The sequence below is a fragment of the Pseudomonas sp. ATCC 43928 genome (assembly GCF_005938665.2).
Classification (GTDB): domain Bacteria; phylum Pseudomonadota; class Gammaproteobacteria; order Pseudomonadales; family Pseudomonadaceae; genus Aquipseudomonas.
Window position 1 is genome coordinate 2,936,365 of record NZ_CP041753.1, and the last position, 12,968, is coordinate 2,949,332.

A 12,968-nucleotide genomic window follows, 5' to 3' on the forward strand; every position below is an offset into this window, starting at 1 on the left:
GGAGTCGATGATGAAACAGTTCGAAGTGCTACCTGCTGTGCAACATTTTCTGTCCCAGCCTGGCCGCCTGTTTATCGGTGGCAGTTGGCAGGACGCCGCCGCTGGCCGACGGTTTGCCGTGGAAAACCCGGCAACTGAAGAAACCCTGACGGAAGTGGCCCAAGGTGACGCGAGTGACGTAGATGCGGCCGTTGCGGCAGCCCGCGCAGCGTTCAACGGCGCCTGGGCGCTGCAGTCTCCCGCCCAGCGCGGTCTGCTGCTGTTTCGACTGGCGGTCCTGTTGGATCAGCACCGCGAGGAGCTGGCGCAGTTGATCACGCTGGAGAACGGCAAGCCCATCTCGGCCGCTCGAGGTGAAGCGGCCAGTGCGGCGACCATCATTCGCTATTTCGCCGGCTGGCCGACCAAGATCGAAGGCAGCACGTTGCCTGTATCGCCGGCCAGCGGTGCGCCGATGCTCAACTACACCTTGCGTGAACCGGTGGGTGTGTGCGCGCTGATCGTACCGTGGAACTTCCCGTTGAACATGTGCGTGTGGAAGCTTGGCCCAGCGCTGGCGACAGGTTGTGTCGCGGTGCTCAAGCCCGCCGAGCAAACGCCGCTGGTTGCGATTCGACTGGTGCAGTTGATCGAGGCCGCCGGGTTTCCACCGGGGGTGGTCAACCTGATCACCGGTCTTGGCGCGGAAACGGGCGGACCGCTGGCGCAGCATCCCGACGTGGACAAGATCGCCTTCACCGGCTCGACCCACGTCGGCCGGCTGATCGCTCAGGCGGCCACCAGCAACATGAAAAAGGTCTCGCTGGAATTGGGCGGCAAGTCGCCGAACATCATCTTGCCGGACGCCGATATCGTGCGCGCCGCCAAAGGTGCCGCCGACGGCATCTTCTACAACCAGGGCCAGGTGTGCACGGCTGCCTCACGTTTATACGTGCACGCCAGTGTGCTCGATCAGGTGCTCGAAGAACTTGAGCGGCATGCCACCGCCCACGTGCTCGGTAATGGTTTGGACCCGGCCACCAGCATGGGCCCACTCGTGTCGGGCCGCCAATTGAGCACGGTCAAAGGCTACCTGCAACGTGGTCAGGAGGAGGGCGCCGAACTGATCTGCGGTGGCGGCCGTCCCGCCCACCTGGAGCGCGGCCACTTCATTGCGCCCAGCGTGTTCCTTGATCGCGCCGAACGTGCCTGTGTCGCCCGCGAAGAGATCTTCGGTCCGGTGTTGACCGTCATGAGCTGGACCGAAATCGACGACCTGGTGCTGCGCGCCAACGATTCGCCTTATGGCCTCGCAGCAGGCCTGTGGACCCGCGACCTGCGCTCGGCGCACCGCGTGGCGGCGCAGCTCAAGGCGGGCTCGGTGTGGATCAACTGCTGGAACGTGGTCGACGCGGCTTCGCCGTTCGGCGGGTACAAGCAATCTGGCTGGGGCCGGGAAATGGGTAAAAACGTGATCGATGCCTACACCGAGACCAAGAGCGTCTTCGTCGATCTCGCCTGAACCGAATAATCACAAGAGGAAATGCTATGGATCTGGAATTGAAAGGCCGCGTGGCCATCGTCACCGGCGGCGGTATGGGTATCGGCAAGGAAGTCGCACGTTTTCTGTCCGAAGAGGGCTGCAAGGTGGTGATCTGCGCACGCCGCATGGAGTTTCTCCAACAGGCTGCCGAAGAGATCACGGCTCAGACCGGCAACGAAGTGCTGCCGCTGTACTGCGACACCAATCAGATGTCGGCCGTGTCTGACATGGTCGAAGCCGCGCACAAACACTTCGGCCGCATCGACATCCTGGTCAACGGTGCCGCAGCGCCGTCCGGCGTGGTGCGCAATGACATCGAACATGCCGGCGACGACGAGTTGCTGTCGGATCTCAACACCAAGGTGATCGGCTACTTCCGTTGCGCCAAGGCAGTGACCCCGCACATGAAGGCCGGCGGTTTCGGTCGCATCATCAACATCGGCGGCCTCACCGGGCGTAGCAGCAAAGTCCTCTCGGGGATGCGCAACCTGGCGATCGCCCACATGACCAAAACCCTCTCCGACCAGTTGGGCCCTTCGGGCATCACGGTCAACCTGATCCATCCCGGCGTGGTGGATACCCCGCACATCCAGGAGTTGTACGAGCGCGAAGCGGTCAAGCAAGGCAAGACCTCGGAACAGGTTGAGCAGGCCTACATCGACGCGACGCCGATTCGCCGCACCCTGGCACCGATTGAAATGGGCTGGCTGATTGGTTTCCTGGCGTCGCCGAAGGCTGGCGCGGTGACCGGAGAATCCATCGGCATCGACGGCGGTTTGACCCGCGGTATCTACATCTGAGGAGCACCAGCGATGAGTAACGGAACCCTGTTAGTGGCCACGGTAGGGCAGGCGGTGATCCGCAGCGCCGACGAGGGTCGGACCTGGCATCGCCTGGGCCTGGGCCAGGATCTGGAGTTCGACGCGATCACTCGATCCTTGAGCGTGCACCCCGGCGAGCCTGAGGTGATCTACGCCGGCACGGACGTAGGTTTGTGTGTCAGCCGCGACACCGGCGGCCATTGGCAGCGGGTCGATTCGCCGTTCAACGGGCAGACGGTCTGGAAAGTCGCCGTCGATCCGCAGGACGCGCAACGGATCTTCGTCGGCACCGGTGCACCTTCGCGCGCCGTACTGTGGCGGACCCTGGACGGTGGTCTCAGTTGGGACCGTGCGCCGGTGGAGATTCCGGAGTTCTGCGACGGAGTCAGCCGCCCACGGCTGCTGGCTTTCACCTATGACCCGACCGACCGCAACCAGCTATGGTTCGGCCTTGAAGAGGGTGGGTTATTCCACTCCCGTGACGGTGGCGACAGCTGGACGCGCGTCGATGATCGGCTGCTGTGGGACTACAACTCGGATGTCCACAACATTCTGGTACTGCCCAATCATGGTCAGAAAGTCATCGTGGTGGTCTGCGTCAACGCCGTCTACCGCAGCCTGGATGAGGGGCTGACCTGGACTGGCATTATCGGTCGAGAAGCGTTCGGCCTGTACTACATGCGCGCCATGAACGCGCCGTTGGGCACGCAAAGCGACCTGTACCTGAGTATTTCCGATGGCACGCCCGGTACCACCAGCAAGATCCTGGTGTCCCGTGATGCTGCGCTCAGCTGGGAAGTGCTGCCCCTGCCGCAACAACCCAATTCCTGCGTCTGGGCCATTGCCTTCAACCCGGAAAATCCGCGACAGATCGTTGCGGGAACCAAGTACGGGCACTTGTTCACCTCCGGGAATGGCGGTGATGGCTGGCAGAAACAGTGGCGCGAATTCAGTGAGATCGCTGACGTGCTCTGGACCCCCGCAGTGGCGCAGATCAAGGCAGGGCATCAATCCGTGGTCAAAAAAAGCTGAGGTATCACGCGATGAAAGTCGAAATCCTTCGTACTCACTTATCGCTCTCGGTAAGTGATCCTGATGTGTCGGCACGCTGGTACGCCGACATCCTGGGCATGCATGAAAGTGCCCGGGGCGAAAGCTGGGTCATGATGGCGTTTGGCACCAAACATCACGACATCGCCTTGCTTCGTGCAGAGCCCGGCGCCCATCAGGGCGGGTTGGGGTTGCAACACTATGGATTGGAAATCGCCGGGGACATGACCACCTTGCGCCAGCTCTACGGCATGTTGCTGGGCAAGGGCGTCGAGGTGGTGAAGATCACCGATCACGAAATCGGCCATGGTGTGTATTTCAACGACCCTGACGGTAATCGCATGGAATTTTTCCTTGAGACTGAACACGACGATGCGCGCGGCAAGGCCCGGTTCAAGGCCGCTGGCGCGCCAAGCCGACATTTCAATCTAGATCCACTAGACCCACTAGACCCGCTTTGAGGCCACCCAGATGAAAACCGCGAATTTTGCTTCGTATCACATCCGCAAGTGGTACAGCTTTGTCGAAGAAACCCTGGCCAACGAAAGTGGCCAGTTGGCCGATGGCGAGCCGCTGTTCAAATATGCCGTCGCCGCCGTTATCGCCAACCCCTATGCCGGTCGCTACAGCGAGTCGCTGACAGAGCTGGTAGAACCGTCGCCGCTGCTGGGCGAAGAGTTCGGTCGTCGCATTCAGGCGCTGGCCGGCTCGCGGGATATTGTCAGCTACGGTAAAGCTTGCATGGTGGGCAGCCAGGGCGAATACGAACACGGCAATGCGTTCCTGACCAACCCGGCTGCCGATCCGGTGCGCCTGGCGCTGGGCGGGGGCAAATCCTGGGTGCCGTCCACCGGCAAACGGGGCGCCCCGGGTTCAACCATCGATGTGCCGTTGGCCCACAAGGATGCACTGTATGTACGCTCCCATTACGACAGCATGTCCCTGATGTTTGGCGACGGCCCCGCGCCGGATGAGGTAATCGTGATCTGGGCCTTCGCCACGCGCGGGCGCTTGCATGCGCGGCTGGGCGGTCTGCAGGCGGCAGACGTCAAAGGTATTGATGGGCTGCACTGATTTCAGGCGCATGGCTTTAGCGGCGTCGGATTAAAAACACAACAAGAAAGCGGTGAATAGCGATGAAGCAGGAGAAGACCCAAGTTGTCATTGTCGGCGGCGGCCCTAACGGGATCACGGCCGCACACTATATGGGGATGTACGGTATCGACTGCGTCGTCCTTGAGCTTGCCGACGGCGTACTGCCTTACCCACGCGCGGTGGGCATGGATGATGAAGCACTGCGCGTGCTGCAGGGGATCGGCATCGCCGATCTCGCTGTACGCGACATGATCTGTGATGTACCGCTGCGCTATTACAATGCACGCGGTGTGTGCTTCGCCGAGGTCAAGCCGAGTACCGCACATTACGGCTGGCCAATGCGTAATATTTTCATGCAGCAGTTGCTGGAAGGCACGTTGCGCGAAACCCTGGGACAGCGTGCCAGCGTTGTGTTGCGCCAAGGCCACGAAATGCTCGAACTCGAGCAGGACGGGCAGGGCGTGACATTGCAGGTGCGCGATGCTCAAGGCGAGATTTATCAACTGCGGGCTGACTATGTCATCGGCGCCGATGGCGGACGCTCCACTGTGCGTAAAAAGCTTGGTATCGAGCTGTCGGGGCTGACACATGCGCGCAAATGGGTGGTGGTCGATACGGCCAATGACACCCTAGATGCACCCTACACCGCACTGCATGCCGACCCGGAGCGGCCCTTCGTGTGCATCTATCTGCCGTACCAGCAACGCCGCTGGGAATTCATGCTCCTGGAGGGCGAAGATGAAGCGAGGATGTGTGAGGAAAGCACTATTCGCGACTTGATCCGTGGGCATATCGGCAACGCGGTCGATCAGTTGAACATCATCCGCATCCGCGCCTATACCCACCACTCCCGGGTCGCGGTGCGGTTTGTCGAAGGGCGTGTGGCGCTGGTGGGTGATGCCGCGCATATTTCTCCACCCTGGGCCGGGCAGGGCCTCAATTCCGGGCTGAGGGACGTGGCCAACGTGGCCTGGAAACTGGCGGCGATCATCCAGGGCCGTGCCTCGCACTCGATCCTCGCCAGCTACGACCAGGAGCGCCGTGGGCATGCCACCGAGCTGGTAGCCCTGGCCGACAACATGGGCGCGGTACTGGGAATGACCAACCCGCTGATGGCCGGCGTGCGCGACTGGCTGTTCCAGGCGGTGAACAGTGTCGACAACCTGCGCTCGCACCTGCTGGAGTTCAAATTCAAACCCAAGGCCACCATCACCAAGGGGTTGGTCTATCACGAGCGGGCCGAGTTGCGCGAGGACGACCTGGTCGGCCAGCTGTTTGTACAGCCGCATATCGAAGACGCCCAGGGGCAGCGTCGTCGCCTGGACGAAGTGCTTGGCAATTCCTATGCGGTGCTGGGTTATCGGGTGAACCCGCGCGAGCAACTCAGCGAGGAAATGGCCGCTTATTGGGCGCGCTGGGACACGCGTTTCATTCAGGTCAATCGTTCGCGCAGCGGCATCGGACGTGGCCAGCCGTTGACGGCCTCGGACGCCATCAGCGTGGAGGACGTGGATAATCGCCTGGGTGAATGGTTCTCCAGGGTGCGTGACTGCATCGTGGTGGTGCGTCCGGACCGGTTTGTCGCCGCCATTACCACACCAGAGAGGCTTGAAGGTGTGCTGCGCAAACTGGCGGAGCAACTGTCATGAACAGCGGCAACGCGCTACTTAACCGGCTACATCAGGCAACGCGCACGGTGCAAGCCATTGCGCCACTGGCCCCCGAGGCGATAGATCGGCTTGCGGGTTATGCGCTGCAACGCCAGGCGCTGGACCATCGCCAAGCCGCAGGCGAGCGACTGAGCGGGTGGAAGGTCGCCTTCGCCGGCAGCGCCGCGCAAAAACGCTTTGGCCTTGACGAGCCGGTGTATGGCGGCCTGATGGATAGCATGATCGTCGAGCCGGGTACGGCGGTGGAGTTCTCGCGATTGATCCAGCCCAAGCTGGAGATCGAATTGGCGTTTGTACTGGGGCGTACCCTGGCGCCGGGGGATTACCGTGACGAGGATATTCTGGCCGCCATCGGCGACGTAGCGCCCGCGTTCGAGATCGCCGACTGCCGTTGGCAGGGCTGGGATTTCGGAGTGGGCGCCTTTCTTGCCGACAACGCGGCGGCGGGGCTTTATTGTCTCGGACCGCGTATCCCGTTCGATCCTGTACACCACGTCAACGTAGCGTATCGCCTGGAGTGCGACGGCGCGCTCTGCGGTAACGGTAATACGCGTGATCGGGAGGACAGCCCGCTGGCCAATCTGTGCTGGCTGATTCGGCGTCTGTTGGCCGACGGTCAACCTGTGGAGGCTGGGCAGGTCGTGTTGTCCGGGGCGTTGTTGCCGCCGATGAATATCCAGCCCGCCACGTACTGCCTGCACATGCTTGGCATGGAACTGGCTTTGGTTTTCAAGGCGGACGCCGCCCCGGTGTGAACGATAGCTGCCGTCACGGATGACTGAGTCCCTTTCAGGCCGATAAACAAACGGGGCCACCGAGGAACGACGACCATGCTTGCTGAAGTTCGAACCTTCAATGACCCTCAACAACACGCTGGCTCCATCCAGGGCTGGCGACAAGTGTATGACCAACTCGGCCGTGGCTGCCTGACCAGTGAGCTGCGGCAGTTGTCCTCTGACCGCTTTCAAATCTTCCAGGAAGTGCTGGACAAACGCGTGGTACAGCGCGGCTATGCGCCCAAAGGTCGGCTGTGCGCAGCCATGTCGTTAGGCTGCGCGCCGGTGGTGCAGGGGCAACAGGTGGGCACTCACAGCGTGGTACTGTTGCGTGACGGCGAGGAGTTTGTGTTGCACGCCCCTGAAGGCATGCACTTCTTTGCGCTCAATATCGACGCGGTACGCTTCGCCAAACTGGCGGCCTTCGAATTGTCTGACGATCAGCTCAAGCGCCTGAAGACCACGTCCCAACTCAGCGTGGATGACGCGTTACTGTTGCGAATACGTCAGCGTATCCACCCGCTGTTTCATCACCTTTTGGAACAGACGGACGCTATCAACTCAACCGCCGAGAAAATGCTGGAGGAAGAACTGCTCGGCGCGTTCCTCGATTTGTTCAGCCACGCCACCGATGAGGTACGTTGTCGTCGCGGTAATTTCGCCGTGAGTGCTTACCTGGTGAAGCGTTGCCAAGAGCTGATCGATGCCAGTGGTGAAACACCGCTGAGCATTCTCGACCTGTGCGAGCACCTGCGGGTGAGTCGCCGGACCCTGCAGAACAGTTTTCAGGCAGTGACCGGAATGCGTCCGGTCGAATACCTGCGCAATCTACGCCTCAACGCGGTGCGACGCCGCTTGATCACAACCTCTGCCTGCACTCACAACATCAGTGAGATCGCGATGGCGATGGGCTTTTTTCATCTGAGCCACTTTGCCGCGCATTACCGGCAATTGTTCGGCGAGTCACCGTCTGAAACGCTCAGGGCTATGCGCTAAAGACCTCATGTGCGGCTGACGCTGTCCTCCCACCCGATTTCCTTTTCCAGGCTGATATTCAAGCGCTCGTGAATTGTTGGTTTCGCTGCGCGAAGCTGGCAACTCGGCTCGCTGGATATGCCTTGCCGTATTCGAAACACAGGGAGTTACCCAGGGGGGATGAAGGCGCGCGTTTGTTTTTGAAAGGGAGGGTCAGGCGTAGTTGATCCGGTCGGTGTAGGCGTTCTGGGTCATTTGGCGTTGATAGTCGCAAGGCGTTGTACTGACCAGTTTCTTGAAGTCGCGCAGGAAGTGCGATTGATCGGAAAAGCCCAGGTCGAGGGCCAGCTCCGAAAACGATACATCGTGTTGGGTATTGAGGGTGTCCAGAGCTGCCTGGCAGCGGATGATTCGGCAAAAGGTCTTGGGTGACATACCAGTGTCCTGGCTGAACTGTCGGTGCAGCGTGCGACTGGTGTACCCGCTGAGTTCTTCCAGTTGCTGAATACGAATATCACCGCGGTGGCGCAGCGCCTGCTGAATGACCATGGCCGTGAGCGCTGACGTTCTCCCCATCAGGCGGGGGGCGAGGTAGTCGTTGAACAGCCGCATCTGATCGCCCAGCAGCGGTGCTTGAACGATATTTTCGAAGATGCGCTGGGCGAACCCCGAGACCTCCAGCAGGTCGAGTTCCCGTTCGGTCAATTCCTCGGCCAGCACATTGATAAATCCGGGAATGACGCCCGGTGAAAAGCGCACGCCGAAGTAGTGATGGTTCTGGTGTAACTCGACCGCTTGGGCAGCCAGCGGCGTGCCACAGATCCGGGCGGTAGGGCGTGTCGCATCACAGTCGAAAACAATATCCACGCAACCGTCCGGCACGGCCAGCAGGTTGGCTGATTGAGCCACATCGAAGGCATAGAAATGCGAGATCGCCGGGTGTTCGGAGGGCATGACCGAATACCGTGAAGAGTTGAGCACGAACCAGGGCTGTTCGTTCGCAGTGTGGTGCCTGGGAGGCGGCGCGCACTGTTTGATCATGGTTGCACCTTCGATGAGCAGCGATACGGAAGTTTTCACGCATTAATCACGCCAACTGTTGCGCGCCGGTCAATCGGGCATGTCCGAAATTTACAATACCGCCGAAAAACGCGCCCTGATACTCGAGGTCGACAGCGTGGAGCTGCGCCTACCGCAGCGATATCACCTTCAGCCCGAGAATAACTATGTCTACAAATACAAAAATCGACTTCATCTACCTCTCCGAGCAGGACATGATCCGCGCGGGCGTGACTGACATGCTGGCGTGCGTGAACACCATGGAGGAGATGTTCGGCCTGCTCTATGCCGGTGACTATCGCATGGCCGGTCCGAACAATGACTCCCATGGCGCGATGGTGATCTTCCCGCAGGATTCACCCTTCCCGAACATGCCCAAGCCCACGGCTGACCGACGCATGATGGCCATGCCTGCCTACCTGGGCGGCAGCTTTTGCACCGCAGGCGTGAAATGGTACGGCTCCAATATCGCCAACCGCGAAAAAGGCCTGCCGCGCTCGATTCTGATGTTTACCTTGAACGACCCCGACACCGGCGCACCGCTGGCCCATATGTCGGCCAACCTGCTGTCCGCGTACCGCACCGGTGCGATTCCCGGCGTGGGCGCGCGCCACCTGGCACGCAAGGACTCGAAAGTCGTCGGCCTGCTCGGCCCGGGTGTGATGGGCAAGACCACACTGGCGGCATTCATCGCGGTATGCCCGCATATCGACACACTGAAGATCAAGGGTCGCGGCCAGAAGAGCCTTGATAACTTTATTGCCTGGGTCAAGGAAACCTACCCGCAGGTCACCACGATCGAAGTGGTCGACACCCTTGAAGCGGTGGTTCGTGACTCCGACCTTGTTACTTATTGTAGCTCCGGTGAGGTGGGCGATCCCACAACCTACCCAATTGTGAAGCGCGAGTGGGTCAAGCCAGGTGCCTTCCTCGCGATGCCTGCATCCTGCTCCCTTGACGACGGGATGGAACAGCGCGACGTACGCAAGGTGCTGGACAACACCGGTCTCTACCAAGCCTGGTTTGAAGAACTGCCCAAGCCTGCGCATCACTGCGTGCCGGTGATTGGCGTGCGCTTCATGGACATGATTGCCGAAGGCAAGATGCGGCTCGAAGACGTCGAGGACATTGGCAAGATCATCGCCGGGGCCGCGCAAGGCCGTAAGAACGATGAAGAAATCATCATCATGTCGGTGGGCGGGATGCCCGTGGAAGACGTGGCCTGGGGCACGGTGGTTTACCGCAACGCCATCGAAAAAGGCATCGGCGTCACCTTGAACCTGTGGGAAACCCCGGTTCTGCGTTAAGCCATCCATCACTTATTTTGAAGAGGCATTCCACATGACAAACATCATCAAGCTCAAGACCGGTTCCCCGTTTGAAGATCAGGCCAGCTATTCGCGCCTGGTGGTCGTGGACAACTGGATCTACGTGTCCAACACCGCAGGCCGCAACCCACAAACCAAGCTGATCCCGGAAGATATCCTCGAACAGACCCATCAGGTATTCGCCAACATCGAGGCGGCCCTGGCGGCGGTCGATGCGAGCCTGGCGGACGTGGTGTGTTCGCGGGTGTTCATCCAAGACCCCAAGGACGTACCTGCCGTGATGGCCCTGATCGGCGAAAAGTTTCGCGGCGTTGACCCTGCCAGCACCGTCACCTGTCCGCCCTTGGGGTCGACGGTCTACAAGGTGGAGCTGGAAGTGACGGCGTATCGCAACGCGTCGAAGGCGCAAGTTGAAGTCATTCGACTGTCGCAGTAACTGTCACGCGGCCATGCGCAGGCGTGGCCTACCTCATTCGTTTACCGAGTCTTGATCATGGCACCCACTATAGCGCCCGTGAAAACGTCTACCGTGTTTCCCTCCGCAACCTCCGTCGTCATCATTGGCGGCGGGATTATCGGCCTGACTGCAGCGTTGACATTGGCCGAACGCAATATTGCGGTGGTGGTGCTGGAAAAAGGTCGTATCGCCGGCGAGCAGTCGTCACGCAACCTGGGCTGGGTACGCAAGACCAGCCGCCACGCAGCCGATATCCCTCTGGCCCTCGCCGCTGACCGTCTGTGGGCAAAGATGCCTGAGCGGGTAGGGGCGGATGTCGGGTATCGCCAGGAAGGCATCATGTTCGTGGGCCGCAGCCCATCGCAGATGGCGATGCACGAGGGATGGCTCAAGTCGGTGGAGCATTTGTCGCTGGATTCACGGCTGCTCAGCAAGCGCGAGATTGACGCGCTGGTTCCGGGCGGCGTGGGTGAGTGGGCCGGTGGCATCTTCACGCCGTCCGATGCGCGTGCCGAACCGACGCTGGCAAGCAGCGCTATCGCCAAGGCCGCCATGGCCCTGGGTGTGGTGATTATCGAGCAGTGCGCGGTACGGACGCTGCAAATGTCCGCCGGCACGGTCAGTGGCGTGGTCACCGAGCAAGGTGAGATTCGCTGTGATCATGTGCTGCTGGCTGGGGGGATGTGGTCACGGCGTTTTCTGGGCAACCTCGGTGTGTCGTTGCCGACCTTGCCCTTGACCTGCTCGGTGCTACGTACTCACCCAATGGAGGGGCCGACGGAAATTGCTGTCGGCGCACCGGACTTTTCGTTTCGCAAGCACAAGGACGGCGGCTTCATCATTACCCAGCGCGGCAAACTGGATGCCTTCCTGACCCTCGACCACCTGTTGCTCGCCAAGCAATACATGCCGCAGTTCCGTGCGCAACGCAGCGTTCTGAACGTGTCGTTGGGCAAGCCTTTTTTCAATGACTTGGCGCTTGCCCGGCGTTGGAAATCCGACAGTGTCAGCCCGTTCGAGCGCGTCAGGGTGCAGGACCCGGCCGCCAACCCGCAGCTCAATAACGATGCGATGAACAACCTCATTGCGGCCTGGCCGGTGTTTGAACAGGCGCGGATCGCCCTGGCCTGGGCAGGCACTATTGATGTCACACCCGATTCGAATCCTGTCATTGGGCCGGTCGCGCAGATTCCGGGGCTGACCGTGGCCACCGGCTTCTCGGGGCACGGCTTCGGCACGTCGCCGGCGGCAGGTCACCTCGCCGCGGATCTCGTCAGCGGTCATGCGCCGATCATTGATCCAAGCCCTTATCGGTTCGATCGTTTCTAGGTCGGTCGAAGCCACGCATATAAGGAACCAAACGATGCCTTCTGACAGCTGCTTCTTTACCAACCGTTCTGGCTTGCGCCTGCACTTTTTGCGCTGGGGTGAATCCACCGGCGTGCCCCTGGTGCTATTACATGGCTTGCGGGCCTACGCCCAAACCTGGGAATCGCTGGTGCAATCTCTGGGTGCAGGCTACTGCGTCTATGCCCTGGACCAGCGCGGTCGAGGACTGAGTGACTGGGCCGCGCCCGGCAGCTACCACACGCAGTCGTATGTCGAGGACCTCGAGGACTTGGTCGCCCATGTTGGCTTGTCGCGTTTTGTATTGCTGGGGCACTCATTAGGGGGCGCCAACGCCCTTGAATATGCGCGGCAAAACCCGGGGCGATTGGTTGGCTTGATGATCGAGGACATCGGCCCCGGCTCCTCAATCCGGGGCGATGGCGCCGCGCGTATTCGCCGCGAAATGAGCCAGACGCCTTTGCAGTTCGATAGCTGGGAGGCGGCCCGCACATTCTGGCAGGCTTCGCGCCCTGGGTTGTCGGAACAGGGCCTGGCATCAAGGCTCACTCATTCGATGAAAGAGATCGATGGCGTGATCACTTGGCGCCATGATCAGCAGGGTATTGCCGAGGCGCGCCTGAGTATCGAGCCGACGGACCTATGGCCGGCGGTGCGCGCGCTGGATTGCCCGACCCTGTTCATTCGCGGCGGCCGCTCGGACTTTCTGCCGCCCGCGATGCTGCAAGCGATGAGCGCCAGCAATCCGCACGTCCAGACGGTGGAGGTCGCAGGCGCCAGTCACTATGTACACGATGATCAAGGCGAGGCGTTCAACGCGCTGGTCGCAGGCTTTCTCAAAAACCTTGAGCTCCCGGGCCAATGAAAC

13 protein-coding genes are annotated in these 12,968 nt (G+C 60.8%); 12 read left to right on the forward strand and 1 reads right to left on the reverse strand.

The annotated features are described in order from the left end of the window. The first annotated feature begins 10 nt into the window (after positions 1–10). The 8 genes from FFH90_RS13635 (at position 11) to FFH90_RS13670 (ending at position 7,930) form a co-directional block, all read left to right on the forward strand. Positions 11–1,501 carry an aldehyde dehydrogenase family protein gene (locus tag FFH90_RS13635; RefSeq protein WP_138867350.1) on the forward strand — a complete coding sequence of 497 codons (1,491 nt, stop codon included), beginning with the start codon at positions 11–13 and terminating at the stop codon, positions 1,499–1,501. A 26-nt stretch (positions 1,502–1,527) separates the two neighbouring features. Continuing rightward, complete coding sequence (locus FFH90_RS13640; RefSeq protein WP_019578593.1) at positions 1,528–2,322, forward strand: SDR family NAD(P)-dependent oxidoreductase; 795 nt, start codon at positions 1,528–1,530, stop codon at positions 2,320–2,322. Positions 2,323–2,334: 12 nt separating this feature from the next. Then, positions 2,335–3,375 (forward strand): YCF48-related protein, encoded by a 1,041-nt coding sequence (locus FFH90_RS13645; RefSeq protein ID WP_111454535.1) that lies wholly within the window; start codon positions 2,335–2,337, stop codon positions 3,373–3,375. A gap of 11 nt (positions 3,376–3,386) precedes the next feature. Continuing rightward, complete coding sequence (locus FFH90_RS13650) at positions 3,387–3,854, forward strand: VOC family protein (RefSeq protein WP_064617305.1); 468 nt, start codon at positions 3,387–3,389, stop codon at positions 3,852–3,854. Positions 3,855–3,864: 10 nt separating this feature from the next. Next, the gene (locus FFH90_RS13655) at positions 3,865–4,467 is read left to right on the forward strand and encodes an amino acid synthesis family protein (RefSeq protein ID WP_018927859.1); all 603 of its coding nucleotides are present in this window, start codon (positions 3,865–3,867) and stop codon (positions 4,465–4,467) included. Positions 4,468–4,529: 62 nt separating this feature from the next. After that, a complete protein-coding gene (locus FFH90_RS13660; protein ID WP_018927860.1) occupies positions 4,530–6,137 on the forward strand; it encodes a bifunctional 3-(3-hydroxy-phenyl)propionate/3-hydroxycinnamic acid hydroxylase in 1,608 nt (535 codons plus the stop codon). After that, entirely contained in the window at positions 6,134–6,913 is a 780-nt protein-coding gene (locus FFH90_RS13665) for a 2-keto-4-pentenoate hydratase (protein WP_138867351.1), read from the forward strand. The genes FFH90_RS13660 and FFH90_RS13665 overlap by 4 nt, the downstream gene beginning before the upstream one ends. Positions 6,914–6,988: 75 nt before the next feature. Continuing rightward, on the forward strand, positions 6,989–7,930 hold the full coding sequence (locus FFH90_RS13670; RefSeq protein WP_019649023.1) for a helix-turn-helix domain-containing protein: 942 nt from the start codon (positions 6,989–6,991) through the stop codon (positions 7,928–7,930). A 192-nt stretch (positions 7,931–8,122) separates the two neighbouring features. On the opposite strand, the gene FFH90_RS13675 is transcribed toward FFH90_RS13670, so the two are convergent. Continuing rightward, the gene (locus FFH90_RS13675; RefSeq protein WP_019649022.1) at positions 8,123–8,950 is read right to left on the reverse strand and encodes a helix-turn-helix domain-containing protein; all 828 of its coding nucleotides are present in this window, start codon (positions 8,948–8,950) and stop codon (positions 8,123–8,125) included. Positions 8,951–9,135: 185 nt separating this feature from the next. Between FFH90_RS13675 and FFH90_RS13680 the strand changes: the two genes are divergently transcribed. Genes FFH90_RS13680 through FFH90_RS13695 form a run of 4 tightly spaced genes read left to right on the forward strand, consistent with a single transcriptional unit; the run spans position 9,136 to position 12,965 of the window. Continuing rightward, a complete protein-coding gene (locus tag FFH90_RS13680; RefSeq protein WP_018927864.1) occupies positions 9,136–10,275 on the forward strand; it encodes a tyramine oxidase subunit B in 1,140 nt (379 codons plus the stop codon). A gap of 34 nt (positions 10,276–10,309) precedes the next feature. After that, positions 10,310–10,732: a RidA family protein gene (locus FFH90_RS13685; RefSeq protein WP_033062030.1), complete on the forward strand. Its 423-nt coding sequence runs from the start codon at positions 10,310–10,312 to the stop codon at positions 10,730–10,732. Between the two features lie 57 nt (positions 10,733–10,789). Next, the gene (locus FFH90_RS13690) at positions 10,790–12,082 is read left to right on the forward strand and encodes an FAD-binding oxidoreductase (RefSeq protein WP_138867352.1); all 1,293 of its coding nucleotides are present in this window, start codon (positions 10,790–10,792) and stop codon (positions 12,080–12,082) included. A gap of 34 nt (positions 12,083–12,116) precedes the next feature. After that, entirely contained in the window at positions 12,117–12,965 is an 849-nt protein-coding gene (locus FFH90_RS13695; protein WP_138867353.1) for an alpha/beta fold hydrolase, read from the forward strand. Positions 12,966–12,968 lie beyond the last annotated feature (3 nt).

Bases quoted from the DNA above. Each gene is read 5' to 3' on its own strand.
- FFH90_RS13655 (WP_018927859.1), top strand. From the start codon at position 3,865: ATGAAAACCGCGAATTTTGCTTCGTATCACATCCGCAAGTGGTACAGC.
- FFH90_RS13660 (WP_018927860.1), top strand. From the start codon at position 4,530: ATGAAGCAGGAGAAGACCCAAGTTGTCATTGTCGGCGGCGGCCCTAAC.
- FFH90_RS13665 (WP_138867351.1), top strand. From the start codon at position 6,134: ATGAACAGCGGCAACGCGCTACTTAACCGGCTACATCAGGCAACGCGC.
- FFH90_RS13680 (WP_018927864.1), top strand. From the start codon at position 9,136: ATGTCTACAAATACAAAAATCGACTTCATCTACCTCTCCGAGCAGGAC.
- FFH90_RS13675 (WP_019649022.1), bottom strand. From the start codon at position 8,950: ATGATCAAACAGTGCGCGCCGCCTCCCAGGCACCACACTGCGAACGAA.
- FFH90_RS13640 (WP_019578593.1), top strand. From the start codon at position 1,528: ATGGATCTGGAATTGAAAGGCCGCGTGGCCATCGTCACCGGCGGCGGT.
- FFH90_RS13695 (WP_138867353.1), top strand. From the start codon at position 12,117: ATGCCTTCTGACAGCTGCTTCTTTACCAACCGTTCTGGCTTGCGCCTG.
- FFH90_RS13670 (WP_019649023.1), top strand. From the start codon at position 6,989: ATGCTTGCTGAAGTTCGAACCTTCAATGACCCTCAACAACACGCTGGC.
- FFH90_RS13690 (WP_138867352.1), top strand. From the start codon at position 10,790: ATGGCACCCACTATAGCGCCCGTGAAAACGTCTACCGTGTTTCCCTCC.
- FFH90_RS13645 (WP_111454535.1), top strand. From the start codon at position 2,335: ATGAGTAACGGAACCCTGTTAGTGGCCACGGTAGGGCAGGCGGTGATC.
- FFH90_RS13635 (WP_138867350.1), top strand. From the start codon at position 11: ATGAAACAGTTCGAAGTGCTACCTGCTGTGCAACATTTTCTGTCCCAG.
- FFH90_RS13685 (WP_033062030.1), top strand. From the start codon at position 10,310: ATGACAAACATCATCAAGCTCAAGACCGGTTCCCCGTTTGAAGATCAG.
- FFH90_RS13650 (WP_064617305.1), top strand. From the start codon at position 3,387: ATGAAAGTCGAAATCCTTCGTACTCACTTATCGCTCTCGGTAAGTGAT.